Here is a 17975-nt window from a genome sequence, read left to right on the forward strand (position 1 = left end):
AACATTCTTTTTTATTCTTATTAATCCCTTTGGTTTATCAGCCGTTCGCCACGGGAACAAACAAGGGCATGCCCTCGTCCTCTATCGTCCGGAAACGGCAGCCGAAGACCTCTTCCAGGCCGTCGGCATGCATCACGTCGTTTACGTGTCCGAGCAAGTGCCTCCCGGCTCCAAGCAACAAGGCATGGGTCGCGAAGCGCCGGGCAAGGTTGAGATCATGGCAACTGGCGATTACCGCCTTGCCTTGCGCGGCCAAGTCCCGCAACAAAGCCATCACGGCCAACTGCGCAGCGATGTCTTGATGGGAAGTAGGTTCATCTAGCAAAAAGATCGAGGGATCCTGCACCAACAAGGTTGCCAGGCCGACGCGCTGGCGCTCGCCACCCGACAGCGCCAGCAGGTCCGACCGCGCCAAGGTGGCCAGGCCGACCCGCTCAAGCGCCGCAAAAGCGCGGCGGCTATCGAGCGCATCCTCGCCCCAACTGCCGCCACGGGCAAAACCACCCGCCTTGACCGCATCCAACACCGGCATGGAAAACGCATCATGCTGTTGCTGCTGCAACAGCCCCCGCTGCAGGGCAAGCGTGCTGGGCGAGAGCGACTCCAACGGCGCCCCTCCCAGGAAAATGTCTCCCCGCGCCGGTTGCAACAAACCCGCAACCGTATGCAGCAAGCTACTCTTGCCGGCACCGTTGAGACCCAGCACGCACCAGAATTCACCAGCACAGACGCGCCAGTCCAACGCCGACAACAATGCGCGCGCCCCTGCCCGCAGCTCCAATTGGACCGTTTCCAGCAATGGCGTGGGCGCCACATTCATACCCGGCTCCGCGCCAGCAGCCACAAGAACACCGGCACCCCGACCAGCGCCGTGATGACGCCCACCGGCAATTGCGTCGGGGCGACCACGGTACGCGCGGCCAGGTCGGCCAGCGTCAACGCCGCGCCGCCGGCCAGCACCGATGCCGGCAACAGCAGGCGCTGGTCGTTGCCGACCAGAAGACGCAACGTATGGGGCACTACCAGGCCGACAAAGCCGACGGTGCCGGCCATGGCGACGGCGGCGGCGGTCGCCGCCGACGCCGCACAGAGCGTCATCACGCGCAGGCGCAAGACCGGCACGCCCAGCAGTTGGGCGAAACTGTCTCCGCGCGCCAGCAGGTTCAATGCCGGCGCATGGCGCACTGCCCACAGCAGCGCCAGCAGCAAGACCGCCGCCGCCAGCGGCAGCAGGCGCGCATCGTCCAGATCGCCGATCAGCCAGAACACCATGCCGCGCAACTGCGAATCGGGGGCGATCGACAAGGCCAGGGAAATGATGGCGCCGAAGCCGGCGGCCAGCATCACGCCCGTCAGCAACAGGCGCTGGCTCGACAGCAGCGGCGACAAGGCCAGATGCCGCAGCGACTGGCGCACCAGCCCGAACAGCAGCAGCACCGCCAGCGCGGCGCCCAGCAACGCGCCCGGCGCGGTGACCAGGCGCGGCGGCAAGCCGAACTGCAGCGCCGCCAGCATCGCCAGCAAGGCGCCCGCAGCCGATCCGCCCGACAGGCCCAGCACATAAGGGTCGGCCAGCGGATTGCGCAGCAGCACTTGCATCAGTGCGCCGGCCAGGGCCAGCAGCGCGCCCACCGCGAAGGCGGTCAATGCGCGCGGCACCCGCAGCGACAACATCAGGGAAACGGTATCGGCCGCCGCCGATGGACGCAGGCAGCCGCTGCTGCCGCACAGGGCCGCGGCCGCCAGTGCGAACACGGACAGCAGCAGCAAGGCGGATAACGGCCAGAGGTAACGTCGCATCGGCGATAGCGGTCAGGAGTGCATCATCAGAAGTCGTAACGGGCGGTGAATTTTACCTCCCGGCCGTTTTCCGGATAGATGCTGCCTTGGCAGGAGAAAGCCTGCGAGTAGTAATCGCGGCCGGCCAGGTTGGTGCCGGTCAGGGCGAACTCCCAGGCATTCACCCGGATTGCATAACGCGCGTCCAAGGTGGTGTAGGACGGTATGCGCGCCGCGCAAGTATTGGAAAAGTCGCTGCCGTAGCGTTGGCTGTCGACCCAGCGCAAACCGGCGTCGGCGCTCTGGTTCCCGGACTTCCAGTTGACCCGCGTGGACAGCATGTTACGCGGCACCAGCGCCAATTCCTTGCCGGCATTCACGCCTTCGGTGAACTTGGCTTCGACGTGCTGGTAAGTGGCGCTGACGGTGACGGCCTCGGTCACGCGCAACTTGCCCTCAAGTTCCACGCCTTGGTGCTTGGTGGGATCGAGGTTGGAATTGGCTCCGAAGCCGAAGGCGCCGCCGGTCGGGTCGTAATAGATCTCGTCGCGCACGCGGTGGCGGAACCACTTGGCGGTCAGTTGCCGATCCACCGAGCCCCAGGTCGCGCCGATCTCCAGGTCGTGCGATACCTGCGGCTTGAGGATCTGGCCGGTCGGCAGGCCGTTGAAGCCGTTCTCATCGGCCGTCGCCAGGCGGTAACTCTGCCCGGTCTTGGCGAAGGCGCGCAGCGATGGCACCAATGCATAGCTGGCCTGCAAGTCCCAGGCATTGACGCCGCTGTTCATCCCGTAGACGCTCGATACGCTGCTTTGCGTGAAGATCTCGCGGCGCACCCCTGCGGCGATGCGGGCATTCTTGTCGAACTCGATCTCGTCGCGCAGGTAAAACGCCTTGGAGCGCTGGGCGGCGTCGCTATTGCCGTAAGAAGCGACGGTATTGAGGTTCCACTCGGCAAGGTCGACCCCGGCGATCAGTTCGTTCTTGATCGGCCCGGCTTCCAGCACGTGGCGGATGCGCGGCGAGAATTGCGTATTGCGCACATTGGTCTGCAACGTGGTGGCCGTACTGACGTAATTGGCGCGCGCGATCTTCTCGCGGTGCGACAGTTCGGCGGCGACATCGAAGGCGCCGAAACGGCGCTCCAGGAAGGCGGTGATGCTGTCGTTGTCATACGAACCGTAGTCGAACGGCGTTTTCGCCTGGCGCGGATTGGCGTTGAACTGCGCCAGCGAGAGCCCGCCGGCCAGGCCGTAATCGGCGCGCGCGATATTGGCGCGCAAGCCGAAGCGCCAGTCGCTGGCGAACCATTGCACCGTGGTGCTGAAATTTTCCTGGTTGGACTTGGTGTTGTCGCGGTAATTATCGTTATGCGCCTTGGCATAGCTGGCGTCGATCGACATGTTGTCCCAACCGCGAGAAACAAAGGCGCGCCCGGCGCGCTGGCCGTCGGTGCCGACTTCGGCGACGACGGAGCCGTGTCCGGCATTGGGCTGCGGGCGCTTGGTGACGATCTGGATGGTGCCGCCGGTGGCGCCGCTGCCGTACAGCACGCTGCTGCCGCCGCGCACGATCTCGATGCGTTCGATGATTTCAATCGGAATCGAGGACAGCAGCGGCGTCGTCAACTCATTCTCGGAAATGCGCACGCCATCCACCAGCACCACCATGTTCTGGTCGCCATTGGAGCCGAAGCCGCGCAAGTCCAGCGGAAAGTCGTTGGGGCCGGCCACGCTCTGGCGACCATAGACGCCGCCCAGCTTGCGGATCGCCTCATTGGCATTGTCGATGCCGGCTTCGCGGATCTGCTCGGCGGTGATGACGGTGGCGGCTACCGGCGGAAATGCCGGATCGTTCGGAAAACGCGAGGCCGACACGACCACCGGCGCCAATGCGCTGTCGGCAGCGGCATTGGCGCTGGCCTGGGCATGCGCCGGGGTGTAGCTCCATGCGGCCAACGCGGACAAGGTGAATGAAACGGCGGCGCGAATGACGGCCGGTTGACCGGCCGTGCGGCGCGGGTGGAATTGGTATTGCTTCATGAAGGGTATCTGAATAAGAATTCTCCAGCCTGCCTCCCCGCAAGCCGGATTCCATGGAAGCCGCTGGGCGGTCTCCCCCTGTCTTGGCCGGTATCCGGGCTTCAGGCTGCGCCATCGTGCCTTCCCATGCAGCAGCTCGCGCCGCAAGCACAGTGGCTTGGTGATGGATGGCCGGCCCTGTTGCCTGATGCGTCAACATCCGGGAGCCGGCGCCTGATTACCGTTGCGGGGGCAGCACACGTTATATTTTCGACAATACGGATGCGGGCATCCGGCATGCGTCCATTCGTGTTTCCCGTTTAACTGCCGGCGCGGACGCGCCAGCGGGCACCAAAACCGCGCAATTGTAAGCGCGACACCCACGGGCAACAAGGTCAAACACGATTCATGATAAAAATCATGGCAAAGATTGCTTTTAAGAAAAAGCTCGTTAAAATCTGACGCGATAACGCAAAAGAATGGAAAAATGTCGCTGACAGGGCCGGGTCGAGGGGACCCGAAACGCCGGAGAAACGGGAACAAATGGGGGATTTCACTCGCTGTTTAGCCGATGACCCGGCTGGCACGCGTCCTATACTCAGCCAACTGGTAACGTGGGCCGGTCCGGCAACAAGCCGTAGCCCCGGACGATGCTGCCGAATCGCTGTCGTGGCCTGTACGGCCTTCAGACTCCGATGGCTTGTGCCGATAAGCATTGAATACTCTGCCCGCCAACCGGGCCAGGCGATTCAGGCATGCGGCGCGGCTTCAAAGGACGACCCGCTCGATCTGCCGGAGCGGGCAACATGGAAGTGCACCAAATTTGTAGGGGGAACCAGAAATCATGAGCGACGACGTTGATTTGGAAGCATTGTTCGACGAAATTTCCGCCCAGGCGCTGCCCACGACCGTGGCCGGCGCAGCCCCTGCCGCCGCCGCAAGCGATGCGCAACCGGCGGTGGAGGAAGACCAGTCCGACAAGCCGATGTACGAGCGCCTGGGCGGCATTGTGCGCTTGCTGCACGACTCCATGCGCGAATTGGGCTACGACCGCTCGCTCACCGATGTGGCTACCCAGATCGGCGATGCGCAAAGCCGCCTGGAGCATGTCGCCACCTTGACCGAACAGGCAGCCAACAAGGTGCTCAACGCCCTCGATTCGGGCATGCCGGCGCAAGACCGCCTGCAGGAGCACGCCAGGAACATCAACGATCGCTGGGCCAAGCTGTATGCGGGCCAGATGAGCATCGACGAATTCAAGCAACTGGCCGGCGACTCGCAAAAATTCTCCGCCGCCGTGCTGGAATCGACCGAAGCGGAAAAAGCCCGCATGCTGGAAATCATGATGGCCCAGGACTTCCAGGACATCACCGGCCAGCTGATCAAGAAGATTGTCGGCATCACCACCACCGCCGAACACGAACTGGCGCAGTTGCTGCGCGACAATGCGCCGCCTGAAGTACGCGCGCAGATCGAAGCGGAAAAACCGGTTTCCCTGCTCAATGGCCCCGCCGCCCCCGGCGCCGCCATGGTTCAAAATGACGTGGACGATTTACTCGATAGCCTGGGGTTCTAATGGATGACGAAATGCTCAAGGACTTTGTCGTTGAAGCGTTGGAGCTTGCCTCCAACGTGGAAGAGCATCTGCTGACGCTCGAACGGCATCCTGACGATCTGGAAATCCTCAACGCGGTTTTCCGCGCATTCCACACCATCAAAGGCGGCGCCGGGTTCGTCAACCTGCCGGCCATGGTGTCGGCCTGCCACCTCACGGAAAACCTGTTCGACGCGCTGCGCACCGGCAAGGCGCCGGTCACGCCGCTGGCGATCGAAGCCGCGCTGCAAGCCAGCGGCTTCGTGGCCGACCAGTTGAACGAACTGTCCAACGGCGCCGCCCCCGACAGCCTGGCGTCGATGCCGCCGGATCTCGAAGGCATCCTGACCCAAGCCATCGAAGGCAAGGGCCAGGTCCCGGTAGCCGCGACTGCGGCTACCGCCACGGCGCCTGCGCCTGCCGCCGCCGTCCAGGCTGAGGCCAACGGCGCCAGCGTCATGAAAGACGGCCAACTGGACTGGGAATCGATGTACCAGGCCGTGACCGGCGCCACCACCGACGCCCCGAACAGCGCCGCGGCCGGTAGCGCGCCGGCCGCAACCGCCGTGGCGCAAGCCCCGGCCGCGACGCCGGCGGTGGAAACCGGCGGCGAATCCAAGCCTGCCGCAGCGGCCCCGGCCCAACAACAGAGCCGCCGCGCCTCGGACAACGCCAAGGAAGAAAGCATCCGTATCGATGCCGGCAAGCTGGATGCCCTGCTGGAAGTGGCGGGCGAATCGGTGCAGGCTGCCAACCAGGCCGCCGTGCTGCTGGAAAAGCTGCAGCAATTCAAGTTCGAAGGCACCGCCGCCGCGCTGATGTCGACGCTGGCCGAGACGCTGGGCCGCGCCTCGCGCTACTCCAGCGAACTGCAGCGCGCCACGCTGTCGACCCGCATGCAGCCGGTCGGCCGCCTGTTCCAGAAATTTCCCCGCCTGGTGCGCGAACTGGCCAAGGACCTCGGCAAGGATGTCGACCTGGTCATTACCGGCGCCGAAACCGAAGTCGACCGCGTGGTGGTGGACAGCCTCTACGACCCGCTGGTGCACATGCTGCGCAACTCGCTGGACCACGGCATCGAAGTCGACCGCGCCGCCGCCGGCAAGCCGAGCAAGTCGACCATCTCGCTGCACGCCTGGCAGGCCGGCAGCAGCGTCATGATCGAAGTGTTCGACGACGGCAAGGGCATGGATCCCGATATGCTGCGCAACAAGGCGCTGGCCAAGGGCCTGATCACCGAGCATCAGGCGCTGACCACCGACGAGGCGCTGCAGCTGGTGTTCCTGCCCGGCTTCTCGACCAAGGAAGTGGCGTCCAGCGTGTCCGGCCGCGGGGTCGGCATGGACGTGGTCAAGACCGCGGTGGAAAAGCATCGCGGCACCATCCGCATCGACTCGACCATCGGCAAGGGCACCAAGTTCTCGATCCGCCTGCCGATCGAACTGTCGATCATCCCGACCATGCTGGTGCGCTGCGCCGGCGCGCCGCTGGCGCTGCCGATGGCGGTGGTGGAGCGCGTGGTGGAACTGCCGGAAACCTTCGACGAAGTCGGCGGCGCCCCGGTGCTGCGCGACCAGGGCCGCCCGCTGCCGGTGCATTCGCTGGCCGGCGTGCTGGGCTACGAACCGGGCAACGAACGCGTGGGCGTGGTCATGGCGGTGCCCCACCCCTACATCCTCGGCGTGGAGTCGGTGGAAGGCACGGCCGACCTGGTGATCAAGCCGCTGACGGCGATCCACACCAATGGCATCACCGGCACGGCCCGCTCGGCCGAAGGCGAACTGGTGCTGGTGGTGGGCCTGTCCTTCCTGCTGGATGGCTGCAACGACACCGAACGTTCGGCGGTGGCACAAGTCTGATGGGCCGATAACGCATCTTCGGTGCCAAACAAAACGGCCGGGTCTTCACAGACCCGGCCGTTTTGCATTTCTTGCATTGTGCGGCTGACAACTGGTTGCCGCCGCGCTTCCTGTCACATCTCGTCGAACAGGTCGCCTTGGCGATAGACCTTCCTGGCTTGGCGCGGCTTGGGCGACGACGGCCTGGCTTGCACCGGAGGCGCGGCATGCGCATCGGCAGCATGGGCCGATGGCGCTGCCTGCACAACCGCCGCCGATGGTTGCTCCGTTTTTGCCTCCTGCCGCTTGCGCCTTGGCTTCAGCCTGCGGGGCGCTGCCTTTTGATCGGCGCTTGAGGAAGGCTCGGGCGCGCCGGCAACCGGCGCTGGCGATGGAATGGGCACTTGCGGTTCGGCCGGCGCTGCGCTTTGCAGCACAACGGGCGCCGGATCCGCAGCTTGCGGCGCAGGCGCCTCCGCTTCCGGCACCACCGCCGGAGCAGATGCAGATGCCGGTTCGGCTGCGGGCGCCGGCGTTGCAGCCGGCGGCGGCGCAAGGTTGCCGGGCCGGTGCGAGTAACGCTCCGACAGCGCCTCATACAGCGGCGGCGTGAAGAAACGCGACACGCGGCTGGCCAGCAAGGCGGTGGCCATCAGGGAGATCACCAGCGCGTGGCCGTTGATCATTTCCATCACGATCACGAAGGAAGTGATCGGCGACTGCGTCACCGCCGCCAGATAGCCGACCATGGCCAGCGCGATCAGCACCGGCAAGGAGATGTCGCCAAACAGCATGTGCAGCAAATTGCCGAAACCGGCGCCAATCGACAGCGATGGCGCGAAAATGCCGCCGGGGGTGCCCGGCAGGTAGGAGCCGACCATCGACGCCATCTTGGCCAGCGGATAAATGCCCGACAACTCCTGCTGCCCGGTGAGCAAGCCCTTGGCTTCGACATAGCCGCTGCCGAAGGTAACGCCGCCCGCGGCCACGCCGATCACCGCCACCAGCAGGCCGCACAGCGCGCCGAAAACCACCGGACGCTGCGTGCGCAGGCGCAACAGCGGCGCCGGAATCCATTTCGGCGTATTGAGCAGCAACCAGCAGAAGCAACCGCCGGCCCCGCCCATCAGCAGTCCGCACAGGATCACCGCCACGATCACCTCGCGCGCGCTGTCAGCGCCGGTGGTGATAGTGCCAAAATAGGTGTAGTTGCCGGTCAGGCCCAGGGCCACCACGCCGGCAAAGATGATGGTAGTGATCACCACGCCACTGGCGCGCTGCTCGAAGCTGCGCGAGAGTTCCTCGATGGCAAACACGATACCCGCCAGCGGGGTATTGAAGGCGGCCGCCAAGCCCGCGGCGGCGCCAGCCAGGATCAGGCGCTTTTCCAGGATGGCGCTCGGGCGCGGGTAAAAGCGGCGCATGTTGTACATCAGCGCCGCGCCCACTTGCACCGTCGGGCCTTCGCGGCCGATGGTGAAACCGGAGAGGATGCCGAGGAAAGAAATGCCGATCTTGCCCACCACGATACGCACGGTCAGCAACTTGCGCGCCAGTTTGGACGTGTGCTCGCCCTGCTCGGCCAGGGAGGCGATCACCTGCGGGATGCCGCTGCCTTCCGAGCCCGGAAAATACCTGCGCGTGAGCCAGACGCACAGCGCGCCCATGGCCGGCGTCAGCAGCAACGGCAGCCAGTGGTGGCGGCTTTGCATGCCCTGGAACAGTTCGAAGCCGAGATCGATCAGGCGCGCATACATCACCGCCACCAGGCCGGTGACCACCGCCCCCGTCCACAGGATCCCGTATTGCAGCCACAGACGGCGCAAATGGCGCTGCGGCCGCGATGCGGCCGCCCATACTTTCCTCATTGGTCAATTTCCCTGTTCTTGCCGCCGCCATGCCCAGGGGCACGGCGGCTTACCACGCTGCCTGAGCGGATGGCCGGTGGCCCGCCCCGTTACAGCTCGTACATGTCCTTCTCGCCTTCCATCACCTGCGAGATCAGCTTGCGGTTCAGGGTCGGCGTGAGCAATTCGATGAAAGTGTAGACATAGCCGCGCAGGTAAGCCCCCTGCTTCAAGGCCACGCGCGAGACGTTGGTGCCGAACAGATGGCCGACCGGGATCGAACGCAAGCCGCGGTCGCGTTCGGCATCGAAGGCGATGCCGGCGATGATGCCCACCCCCATGCCCAGCTCGACATAGGTCTTGATGACGTCGGCGTCAATCGCCTCCAGCACCACGTCGGGCTTGAGGTGGCGCAGCGAAAAGGCATGGTCGATCTTGCTGCGGCCGCTGAAGGCCGAATCGTAAGTGATCAGCGGATAGGCCGCGATCTCTTCCAGCGTCAGGCTCTTGGATTGCAGCAGCGGATGCTCGGGCGGCACCACCACCACATGCTCCCACTGGTAGCACGGCAGCGAGACCAGCCCCTCGCCCGAGGCCAGCGCTTCGGTGGCGATGGCGATGTCGGCCTGGTCGTTGCGGACCATTTCGGTGATCTGCTTGGGGTTTCCCTGCAGCAACGACAGGTGCACCTTGGGGTACTTCTGGGTAAACGCCTGCACCACCTTGGGCAGCGCATAGCGCGCCTGGGTGTGGGTGGTGGCGATGGTGAAGCTGCCGCTGTCGTGGGCGGCGAATTCCTTGCCGATGCGTTTCAAGCCATCGACTTCCTGCATGATCAGCTCCACCGAACGCAGCACGGCGCGGCCGGGCTCGGTCAGGCCGCGGATGCGCTTGCCGTGGCGGGTGAAGATATCCACGCCGAGCTCCTCTTCCAGCTCGATGATGGCCTTGGAGACGCCCGGCTGCGAGGTATACAAGGCCTTGGCCGCCTCGGTCAGGTTGAAATTCTGGCGCACCGCTTCGCGCACGAAACGGAATTGATGAAGATTCATGGAAAGCCCTCGCTGACTACCCGGCGGTCGCCGCCGCCTATTTGCCGGACTGCGCGCGCATGCGCTCAGCCGCCTCATTTGCATATGCCAAAGGCGTATATAAGCAAATAAATACTATGTAGTTTGGTTTGAAACATAAGTTTATTACGATTCGCAGACTAATGGGCGAGGTGTTATGACTGTTTCTTATGTAGTAAGCGGATTTGCCGTGGGACTGCTGGTCGGACTGACCGGCGTCGGCGGCGGCTCGCTCATGACCCCGCTCCTGACCTTGCTGTTCGGTATCCACCCCAGTGTCGCGGTCGGCACCGACCTGGCGTTCGCCTCGGCCACCAAGACCGCCGGCACCCTGGCCCACCGCTTCAAGGGCACGGTGCGATGGGACATCGTGCGCCGCCTGTCCTACGGCGCCCTGCCGGCCGCGCTGGCAACCACGCTGCTGCTGAAACATTTCGGCGCCGTCAGCGACGGCATCAGCCAGGTCATCCGTTATTCGATCGCCATCTCGGTGTTGCTCACCGTGATCGCGCTGCTGTTCAGGGGTAAACTGCAAGGGTGGCTCAATGCCCATCCGGAGCGCCAGTTGCAAGGCGCCGACCTGCGCCATGCGACCATCATCGCCGGCGCCGTGCTCGGTATGCTGGTGACGATCTCCTCGATCGGCGCCGGTGCGGTCGGCGCGACCCTGCTGGTTCTGCTTTACCCGCGCCTGTCGCCGGCGGAAATCGCGGGCACCGACATCGCCTACGCGGTGCCGCTGACCGCGATCGCCGCCCTGGGCCACTGGTGGCTGGGTTCGATCAACTGGGAATTGCTGGCAACACTGCTCCTGGGTTCGCTCCCGGGCATCACACTCGGTTCGCTCGCAGCGCGCGCGGTGCCGGAGAAATTCTTGCGTGGCCTGCTGGCGATTACGCTGACGAGCGTCGCCGTGAAGCTGATTTGGTAGGCTGGTTTTTCAATGCGGGGCGGCGCCGGACGTGAAGGCGCAGCCTCAATAAGACGTTAACAGGGACCTATATAAGATGTACCGCTATGACCAATACGATCACCAGATCGTCAAAGAGCGAGTTGCACAATATCGAGACCAGGTGCGCCGACGCCTGTCGGACGAACTGGTAGAAGACGAGTTCCGCATCCTGCGCCTGCAGAACGGCCTCTACCTGCAACGCCATGCCTACATGCTGCGCATCGCCATTCCCTACGGCATGCTGGCCTCCAAACAGTTGCGCAAGTTCGCCGAGATCGCCGTCAAGAACGACCGCGGCTACGGCCACTTCACCACCCGCCAGAACATCCAGTTCAACTGGATCAAGCTGGAAGAGTCCCCCGACATCCTGGCCGAACTGGCCAGCGTCGAGATGCATGCCATCCAGACTTCCGGCAACTGCATCCGCAATACCACCTCCGACGAGCTGGCCGGCGTGGCCGCCGACGAGATCGTCGACCCGCGCCCGTACGCCGAACTGATCCGCGAGTGGAGCACCTTCCACCCCGAGTTCGCCTACCTGCCGCGCAAGTTCAAGATCGCCATCAGCGGCGCCAAGGAAGACCGCGCCGCCACCGCCGTGCACGACATCGGCCTGCACGTGGTCAAGGACCAAGCCGGCGCAGTGGGTTTCCGCGTGCTGGTGGGCGGCGGCATGGGCCGCACCCCTATCCTGGGCAGCGTGATCCGCGAGTTCCTGCCCTGGCATCACGCGATGTCCTACCTGGAAGCGATCCTGCGCGTGTACAACCAGTACGGCCGCCGCGACAACATCTACAAGGCCCGCATCAAGATCCTGGTCAAGGCCATCGGCCCGGAAGAGTTCGCGCGCCAGGTGGAAGAGGAATGGGCCCAGATCAAGGACGGCCCCTCGACCCTGACCGAGGAAGAACTGCAGCGCGTGGCGCAATACTTCGTGCCGCCCGCCTATGAGACCCTGCCGGCGGTGGACGCCGAGTTCGAGCGCCTGAAGGCGCAAGACCGCGGCTTCGCCAACTGGCTGCTGCGCAACGTCAAGGCGCACAAGGTCCCCGGTTACGCCGCCGTGATCCTGTCGCTGAAGAAGCCGGGCGTGCCGCCGGGCGACATCACCGCCGACCAGATGATCTTCGCCGCCGACCTGGCCGACCAGTACAGCTTCGGCGAGTTGCGCGTGACGCACGAGCAGAACCTGGTGCTGGCCGACGTCAAGCAGTCCGAGCTGTACACGTTGTGGAAGCTGGCCAAGTCGCATGGCCTGGCCACGCCCAACATCGGCCTGCTGACCGACATCATCTGCTGCCCCGGCGGCGACTTCTGCTCGCTGGCCAACGCCAAGTCGATCCCGATCGCCCAGGCGATTGCCGAGAAGTTCGAAGACATCGACTACCAGCACGACATCGGCGACATCGAACTCAACATCTCGGGTTGCATCAACGCCTGCGGCCACCACCACGTCGGCAACATCGGCATCCTGGGCGTCGACAAGGACGGCTCCGAGTGGTACCAGGTCTCGCTGGGCGGCGCGCAGGGCAACACCTCGTCGATCGGCAAGATCATCGGCCCTTCGTTCTCGGCGCAGCAGATGCCCACCGTGATCGACCGGCTGCTGCAGGTGTACGTCAAGCAGCGTACCGAAGATGAACTCTTCATCGATACCGTGCGCCGCATCGGCGTCGCCCCATTCAAGGAATTCGTTTACGCCACGCCGATCGCAACGTCGGCCGACTATCTCGCAGGAGAAGACGCCAATGCCTGACATCATCAAAAACAAGACCGTCGTCGCCGACGACTGGAACATCCTGCGCCTGGCCGAAGGCGAGAGCGCGGAAACCGTGACCGTCCCGGCAGGCAAAGTCATCGTCCCGCTCAAGACCTGGCAGGCGCAGCGCGACACGCTCAAGAGCCGTCCCGACATCGGCGTCTGGTTCGCCAGCGACGAACGCGCCGAAGAACTCAAGGGCGAACTGGCCCAGTTCAAGGTGGTGGCGGTGGATTTCCCCAAGTTCGCCGATGGCCGCGGCTACTCGATCGCCTACAACCTGCGTGCGCGCCTGGGCTATACCGGCGAGCTGCGCGCGGTCGGCGACGTGCTGCGCGACCAGTTGTTCTACATGCAGCGCGTGGGCTTCGACGCCTTCGCGGTGCGCGCCGACAAGAACATCCACGACGCCGTCAAGGGCCTGACCGACTTCTCCGAGAAGTACCAGACCTCGTGGGATGAAAAGAACCCGCTGTTCCGCCGCGTCAAGCGCGAAGCGGTGCAAACGGCGGACTGAAAAGAAAAAGGCAACATCATGTCGAACCAGGCTTTGCAGGATCTCATCGCAAAAACCCAAGCGACGCTGGACACCATCGCCGCGCAGTATGCCCCGGCCGTATTCGCCTCCAGCCTGGCGGCCGAAGACATGGTGCTGACCGACCTGATCCTGCGCGGCAAGCTGCAGGACAACATTTCCATCTTCACGCTGGAAACCGGCCGCCTGCACCAGGAAACCGTGGGCATGCTGGAGCGCATCCGCGCGACCTACGATTACGATGTCACGCCTTATCGCCCGCAACCTGAAGCGATCGAAGCCTACGTCAAGGACCACGGCCTCAACGCCTTCTACGACAGCGTCGAACTGCGCAAGGAATGCTGCCGCATCCGCAAGATGGAGCCGCTGAACCGCGCCCTGGCCGGCAAAACCGCCTGGATCACCGGCCAGCGCCGCGCGCAGTCGGTCACCCGCGCCGAATTGCATGTGCAAGAGCGCGATGAAGCGCATGGCATGGAGAAATTCAACCCGCTGGCCGACTGGTCCGAGCAGGACGTGTGGGACTACATCCGCGCCAACGACGTGCCCTACAACCCGCTGCACGACCAGGGTTACCCGTCGATCGGCTGCGAACCCTGCACCCGCGCCATCCAGCCCGGCGAGGATATCCGCGCCGGCCGCTGGTGGTGGGAAAACCCGGACTCCAAGGAATGCGGCCTGCATGTGGTGGACGGCAAGCTGGTGCGCATCAAGGCGCACGCGCCGGCCTGAGGCCGGCGCCCCATCGGCACACCAGACAATCAAGCAACACAACAATACGCAAGCATCGGAAGGCCCGGCATGAACACTGCGGTAGACAAACTCTTTTTGGACAACGCCAGCAACCGCCACCTGGACTGGCTGGAATCGGAAGCGATCCACATCATGCGCGAGGTCGCGGCCGAGTGCGGCAACCCTGCCCTGCTGTTCTCCGGCGGCAAGGATTCGGTGGTGCTGCTGCGCATTGCCGAAAAGGCTTTCCGCCCCGGCAAGTTCCCGTTCCCGCTGGTGCATATCGACACCGGCCACAACTTCCAGGAAGTGATCGAATTCCGCGACCGCCGCGCCGCCGAACTGGGCGAGCGCCTGGTGGTGCGTTCGGTGGAAGACTCGATCAAGCGCGGCACCGTGCGCCTGCGCAACCCGCAGACCGACTCGCGCAACGCCGCGCAGGCGGTGACGCTGCTGGAAACCATCGAGGAATTCAAGTTCGACGCCTGTATCGGCGGCGCCCGGCGCGATGAAGAGAAGGCCCGCGCCAAGGAACGCATCTTCTCCTTCCGCGACGAATTCGGCCAATGGAACCCCAAGGCCCAGCGCCCCGAGCTGTGGGACCTGTATAACACCCGCGTGCACCCGGGCGAGAACATGCGCGTGTTCCCGATTTCCAACTGGACCGAGCTGGACGTGTGGCAGTACATCGCCCGCGAGAAGCTGGCGCTGCCGCCGATCTACTTCGCGCACGAGCGCGAAGTGATCCCGCGCAACGGCCTGCTGGTGCCGCTGACCGACCTGACCCCGGCGCGCGAAGGCGAGACCGTGGAAAGCCGCGTGGTGCGCTTCCGCACCGTGGGCGACATCTCCTGCACCTGCCCGGTGGCGTCCGACGCCGCCACGGTAGAAGCCATCATCGCCGAGACCGCGGTGACCCAGATTACCGAGCGCGGCGCCACCCGCATGGACGACCAGACGTCCGAAGCCTCGATGGAAAAACGCAAGAAAGAAGGATATTTCTGATGAACGCCGCCGCCACACAAGAACAATTGAGCAACGCCGCCAATGCGCAGCCGCATGAGCGCGGCCTGCTGCGCTTCATCACCGCCGGTTCGGTGGACGACGGCAAGAGCACGCTGATCGGCCGCCTGCTGTTCGACAGCAAGGGCATCTTCGCCGACCAGTTGGACGCCATCTCGCGCGCCAAGCACAAGCGCACCGTGGGCGACACGGTTGACCTGTCGCTGCTGACCGACGGCCTGGAAGCCGAGCGCGAGCAAGGCATCACCATCGACGTGGCCTACCGCTACTTCGCCACGCCCAAGCGCAAGTTCATCATCGCCGATACCCCCGGCCACGAGCAATACACCCGCAACATGGTGACCGGCGCCTCGACCGCCGATGCCGTGATCATCCTGGTGGACGTGTCCAAGGTGAAGCTGGGCGACGATGGCAGCGTGGAATTGCTGACCCAGACCAAGCGCCACTCGACCATCGCCCACCTGCTGCAGATCGAGCACGTGATCGTGGCGATCAACAAGATGGACCTGATCGACTATGACGAAACCGTCTACCACCGTATCGTCGGCGCCTACCAGCAGTTCGCGCTGCAACTGGGCCTGAAGGACGTGCACGCCATCCCGCTGTCGGCGCTGGTGGGCGACAACGTCGTGGCCGAGAGCGTGAAGATGCCGTGGTACCAGGGCCCGACGCTGATCGAGCTGCTGGAGTCGCTGTCGGTGTACGAAGACGCGCACGCCGAGCCGTTCCGCTTCCCGGTGCAACTGGTGGCGCGCCACAACGGCCATGAGGCCAACGACTTCCGCGGCTACATGGGCCGCATCGAAGCCGGCCGCGTTGCCAAGGGCGACAAGCTGGTGGTGCTGCCCGGCGGCCAGAACGCCACCGTGAAAGAGATCCAGACCCTGGACGGCTCGCTGGAATCGGCCTCGGCCGGCCAGTCGGTCACCATCCTGCTGGATGAATACCTGGACATCTCGCGCGGCGACCTGCTGGCCGCGGCCGGCCAGGCGCCGGTGGCGCTGAAGTCGGTCACCGCCGACGTCTGCTGGCTGTCCGAAGACCCGCTGGACCTGCGCCGCAAGTACTGGCTCAAGCACACCACCAAGCAAGTGGCGGCGCGCGTGTCCAAGGTCGACACCTTGCTCGACATCAACACCCAGGAACGCCGCCCGGCCGACACCCTGAAGCTCAACGACATCGCCCGCGTGACGGTGAACGTGCAGCAACCCATCGCCGCCGACAGCTACGAAGCCATCCGCGCGACCGGCGCCTTCATCCTGATCGATGAAGTGACGCACCAGACGGTTGCCGCTGGTATGATCCGGATCGACTAAGGGCCCAACGCGCGCCCTTCCCATCGATCCGATTCAAGTACAGCAGGCCATGGCCACCGATCCGGCAGCATCCTCTCCCCTTCCTGACGCCACCCAGCCCGGCCCGGACAATCCGGGCCGGGTGTGGCTGATCGGCGCCGGCCCCGGCGCGGCCGACCTTCTCACCGTACGTGGCGCACGCATCCTGGCCGACGCCGACGCCGTGTTGCACGATGCGCTGGTGACGGAAGAAATCCTTGCGCTGTGCCCGCAAGCGGTGAAGATCCCGGTCGGCAAGCGCAGCGGCCAGCGTTCCACCGCGCAGGTGGAGATCAACGAGAAACTGGTGGCGGCGGCGCAGCAGTACCGCCGCGTGGTGCGCTTGAAAGGCGGCGACCCCATGCTGTTCGGCCGCGCCGACGAGGAAATGCGCGCGCTGGAAGCGCACCGCATCCCCTATGAAGTCGTGCCCGGCATCACCGCCGCCCTGGCGGCCGCGGCTTCAGCCAAACGCCCGCTGACCCGGCGCGGCATCGCCCGCAGCGTTTCACTGTTCACCTCCAGCACCGCCCCCGACCAGCCCAACGAAGTGATCATGCCCAACGGCGACACGCTGGTGCAGTACATGGGCGGACGCGAAGCCACCGCCACCGCGCGCCGGCTGCTGGCGCTGGGCTATGCGCCGGATACGCCGGTGGTGGTGGTGGAAAACTGCAGCCGTCCGGACGAGCACATCTACCACCTGCAATTGGCCGGACTGGAAGCCGGGCTGCAGGCCTGCAGCGGGCCGGTGCTGGTGATGATCGGGCCGGCGCTGGCCGAGCGCGACTGACCCGGTTTGGCGTAACCCGCTTCCCTCTCCTCCCCTGCACTTGCCCGACCGGCGGCAATGATTGCTATCATCGCGGCTTCACCGTCTTGAGGCCCCGCCATGCACCTGCTGCACGACACCAACGCCCCCGCTGCCGATCCCATCGATTTCGATGCCTTCCTCAAGGTCGACATCCGCATCGGCACCATCGTCTCGGCCGAAGCCTTTCCCGAAGCGCGCAAGCCTGCCTACAAACTGAAGATCGATTTCGGCTCGGGCATCGGCGTGCGGCAGAGCAGTGCGCAGATCACGGCGCATTATCGGCTGGAAGACTTGATGGGGCGCCAGGTGGCGGCGGTGGTGAACTTCCCGCCGCGCCAGATTGGCAAGTTCATGTCGGAAGTGTTGACGCTGGGGTTTCCCGATGATGCTGGTGAAGTTGTGCTGTTCAGGCCTGACCAGGTTGTGCCTAACGGTGCCAGGCTGTTCTAAGTAAGAATCTATTTTTTGGGGTAGCCTGGTCTTGCTGTTTTTTGGGTAGTCTGCTCTTGCGGCTGGTCGATGTACTGGCTTTATGCTTTTCTTTCTCCGGTCGGAGGGGAGCGCCGGGGGCGGCCCGGCAGCCGCTCACTTTCTTTGCTTCGCTGTATAGACCGGGGACATGGGTAACAAATGTGCCGGGACATAGGTAACACTTCAATCGTAGGCACTGTTTTGTC

General features: G+C 64.6%; 15 protein-coding genes and 1 riboswitch. Of the genes, 10 read left to right on the forward strand and 5 right to left on the reverse strand.

Translation table 11 applies throughout. The annotated features are described in order from the left end of the window. Positions 1-37 precede the first annotated feature (37 nt). From AC07N6_RS18870 to AC07N6_RS18880, 3 genes are read right to left on the reverse strand one after another with little or no spacing between them, the layout of a single operon-like run. Positions 38-820, reverse strand: coding sequence for an ABC transporter ATP-binding protein (locus AC07N6_RS18870; RefSeq protein ID WP_494783031.1), 783 nt, complete (start codon positions 818-820; stop codon positions 38-40). After that, on the reverse strand, positions 817-1800 hold the full coding sequence (locus tag AC07N6_RS18875; protein WP_494783032.1) for a FecCD family ABC transporter permease: 984 nt from the start codon (positions 1798-1800) through the stop codon (positions 817-819). Before AC07N6_RS18875 ends, AC07N6_RS18870 begins: the two co-directional genes overlap by 4 nt. A 26-nt stretch (positions 1801-1826) precedes the next feature. Next, a complete protein-coding gene (locus AC07N6_RS18880; RefSeq protein ID WP_494783033.1) occupies positions 1827-3821 on the reverse strand; it encodes a TonB-dependent receptor domain-containing protein in 1995 nt (664 codons plus the stop codon). Positions 3822-3889: 68 nt separating this feature from the next. Further along, positions 3890-4171: riboswitch (cobalamin riboswitch) on the reverse strand. A gap of 473 nt (positions 4172-4644) precedes the next feature. Between AC07N6_RS18880 and AC07N6_RS18885 the strand changes: the two genes are divergently transcribed. Both AC07N6_RS18885 and AC07N6_RS18890 read left to right on the forward strand, forming a co-directional pair. Further along, positions 4645-5376 (forward strand): protein phosphatase CheZ, encoded by a 732-nt coding sequence (locus AC07N6_RS18885; RefSeq protein WP_494783034.1) that lies wholly within the window; start codon positions 4645-4647, stop codon positions 5374-5376. After that, a complete protein-coding gene (locus AC07N6_RS18890; RefSeq protein WP_494783035.1) occupies positions 5376-7253 on the forward strand; it encodes a chemotaxis protein CheA in 1878 nt (625 codons plus the stop codon). The genes AC07N6_RS18885 and AC07N6_RS18890 overlap by 1 nt, the downstream gene beginning before the upstream one ends. A 113-nt stretch (positions 7254-7366) precedes the next feature. On the opposite strand, the gene AC07N6_RS18895 is transcribed toward AC07N6_RS18890, so the two are convergent. Then, positions 7367-9100 (reverse strand): chloride channel protein, encoded by a 1734-nt coding sequence (locus AC07N6_RS18895; protein WP_494783036.1) that lies wholly within the window; start codon positions 9098-9100, stop codon positions 7367-7369. Between the two features lie 89 nt (positions 9101-9189). Then, positions 9190-10131, reverse strand: a complete 942-nt coding sequence (locus AC07N6_RS18900; protein WP_494783037.1) for a CysB family HTH-type transcriptional regulator — start codon at positions 10129-10131, stop codon at positions 9190-9192. A gap of 175 nt (positions 10132-10306) precedes the next feature. Between AC07N6_RS18900 and AC07N6_RS18905 the strand changes: the two genes are divergently transcribed. From AC07N6_RS18905 to AC07N6_RS18940, 8 genes are all read left to right on the forward strand, one after another. Then, positions 10307-11080, forward strand: coding sequence for a sulfite exporter TauE/SafE family protein (locus AC07N6_RS18905; protein ID WP_494783038.1), 774 nt, complete (start codon positions 10307-10309; stop codon positions 11078-11080). A 76-nt stretch (positions 11081-11156) separates the two neighbouring features. Next, positions 11157-12857, forward strand: a complete 1701-nt coding sequence (locus AC07N6_RS18910; protein ID WP_494783039.1) for a nitrite/sulfite reductase — start codon at positions 11157-11159, stop codon at positions 12855-12857. After that, entirely contained in the window at positions 12850-13377 is a 528-nt protein-coding gene (locus AC07N6_RS18915) for a DUF934 domain-containing protein (RefSeq protein WP_494783040.1), read from the forward strand. The genes AC07N6_RS18910 and AC07N6_RS18915 overlap by 8 nt, the downstream gene beginning before the upstream one ends. 18 nt (positions 13378-13395) lie before the next feature. Continuing rightward, the gene (locus tag AC07N6_RS18920; protein WP_494783041.1) at positions 13396-14127 is read left to right on the forward strand and encodes a phosphoadenylyl-sulfate reductase; all 732 of its coding nucleotides are present in this window, start codon (positions 13396-13398) and stop codon (positions 14125-14127) included. A gap of 69 nt (positions 14128-14196) precedes the next feature. Continuing rightward, positions 14197-15132, forward strand: coding sequence for a sulfate adenylyltransferase subunit CysD (gene cysD / locus AC07N6_RS18925; protein ID WP_494783042.1), 936 nt, complete (start codon positions 14197-14199; stop codon positions 15130-15132). Further along, positions 15132-16466: a sulfate adenylyltransferase subunit 1 gene (locus tag AC07N6_RS18930; protein ID WP_494783043.1), complete on the forward strand. Its 1335-nt coding sequence runs from the start codon at positions 15132-15134 to the stop codon at positions 16464-16466. Before cysD ends, AC07N6_RS18930 begins: the two co-directional genes overlap by 1 nt. Before the next feature lie 49 nt (positions 16467-16515). Continuing rightward, positions 16516-17277 (forward strand): uroporphyrinogen-III C-methyltransferase, encoded by a 762-nt coding sequence (gene cobA / locus AC07N6_RS18935; protein WP_494783044.1) that lies wholly within the window; start codon positions 16516-16518, stop codon positions 17275-17277. A gap of 99 nt (positions 17278-17376) precedes the next feature. Continuing rightward, entirely contained in the window at positions 17377-17748 is a 372-nt protein-coding gene (locus AC07N6_RS18940) for a tRNA-binding protein (protein WP_494783045.1), read from the forward strand. Positions 17749-17975: the final 227 nt, after the last annotated feature.

It is taken from the genome of Herbaspirillum sp. GW821-FHT09A12 (assembly GCF_059418325.1).

Excerpts from the sequence above, each read along its gene's own strand:
- cobA (WP_494783044.1), top strand. The coding sequence starts at position 16,516 with ATGGCCACCGATCCGGCAGCATCCTCTCCCCTTCCTGACGCCACCCAG.
- AC07N6_RS18895 (WP_494783036.1), bottom strand. The coding sequence starts at position 9,100 with ATGAGGAAAGTATGGGCGGCCGCATCGCGGCCGCAGCGCCATTTGCGC.
- AC07N6_RS18905 (WP_494783038.1), top strand. The coding sequence starts at position 10,307 with ATGACTGTTTCTTATGTAGTAAGCGGATTTGCCGTGGGACTGCTGGTC.
- AC07N6_RS18880 (WP_494783033.1), bottom strand. The coding sequence starts at position 3,821 with ATGAAGCAATACCAATTCCACCCGCGCCGCACGGCCGGTCAACCGGCC.
- AC07N6_RS18885 (WP_494783034.1), top strand. The coding sequence starts at position 4,645 with ATGAGCGACGACGTTGATTTGGAAGCATTGTTCGACGAAATTTCCGCC.
- AC07N6_RS18940 (WP_494783045.1), top strand. The coding sequence starts at position 17,377 with ATGCACCTGCTGCACGACACCAACGCCCCCGCTGCCGATCCCATCGAT.
- AC07N6_RS18870 (WP_494783031.1), bottom strand. The coding sequence starts at position 820 with ATGAATGTGGCGCCCACGCCATTGCTGGAAACGGTCCAATTGGAGCTG.
- AC07N6_RS18930 (WP_494783043.1), top strand. The coding sequence starts at position 15,132 with ATGAACGCCGCCGCCACACAAGAACAATTGAGCAACGCCGCCAATGCG.
- AC07N6_RS18920 (WP_494783041.1), top strand. The coding sequence starts at position 13,396 with ATGTCGAACCAGGCTTTGCAGGATCTCATCGCAAAAACCCAAGCGACG.
- AC07N6_RS18875 (WP_494783032.1), bottom strand. The coding sequence starts at position 1,800 with ATGCGACGTTACCTCTGGCCGTTATCCGCCTTGCTGCTGCTGTCCGTG.
- AC07N6_RS18915 (WP_494783040.1), top strand. The coding sequence starts at position 12,850 with ATGCCTGACATCATCAAAAACAAGACCGTCGTCGCCGACGACTGGAAC.
- AC07N6_RS18910 (WP_494783039.1), top strand. The coding sequence starts at position 11,157 with ATGTACCGCTATGACCAATACGATCACCAGATCGTCAAAGAGCGAGTT.
- AC07N6_RS18890 (WP_494783035.1), top strand. The coding sequence starts at position 5,376 with ATGGATGACGAAATGCTCAAGGACTTTGTCGTTGAAGCGTTGGAGCTT.
- cysD (WP_494783042.1), top strand. The coding sequence starts at position 14,197 with ATGAACACTGCGGTAGACAAACTCTTTTTGGACAACGCCAGCAACCGC.
- AC07N6_RS18900 (WP_494783037.1), bottom strand. The coding sequence starts at position 10,131 with ATGAATCTTCATCAATTCCGTTTCGTGCGCGAAGCGGTGCGCCAGAAT.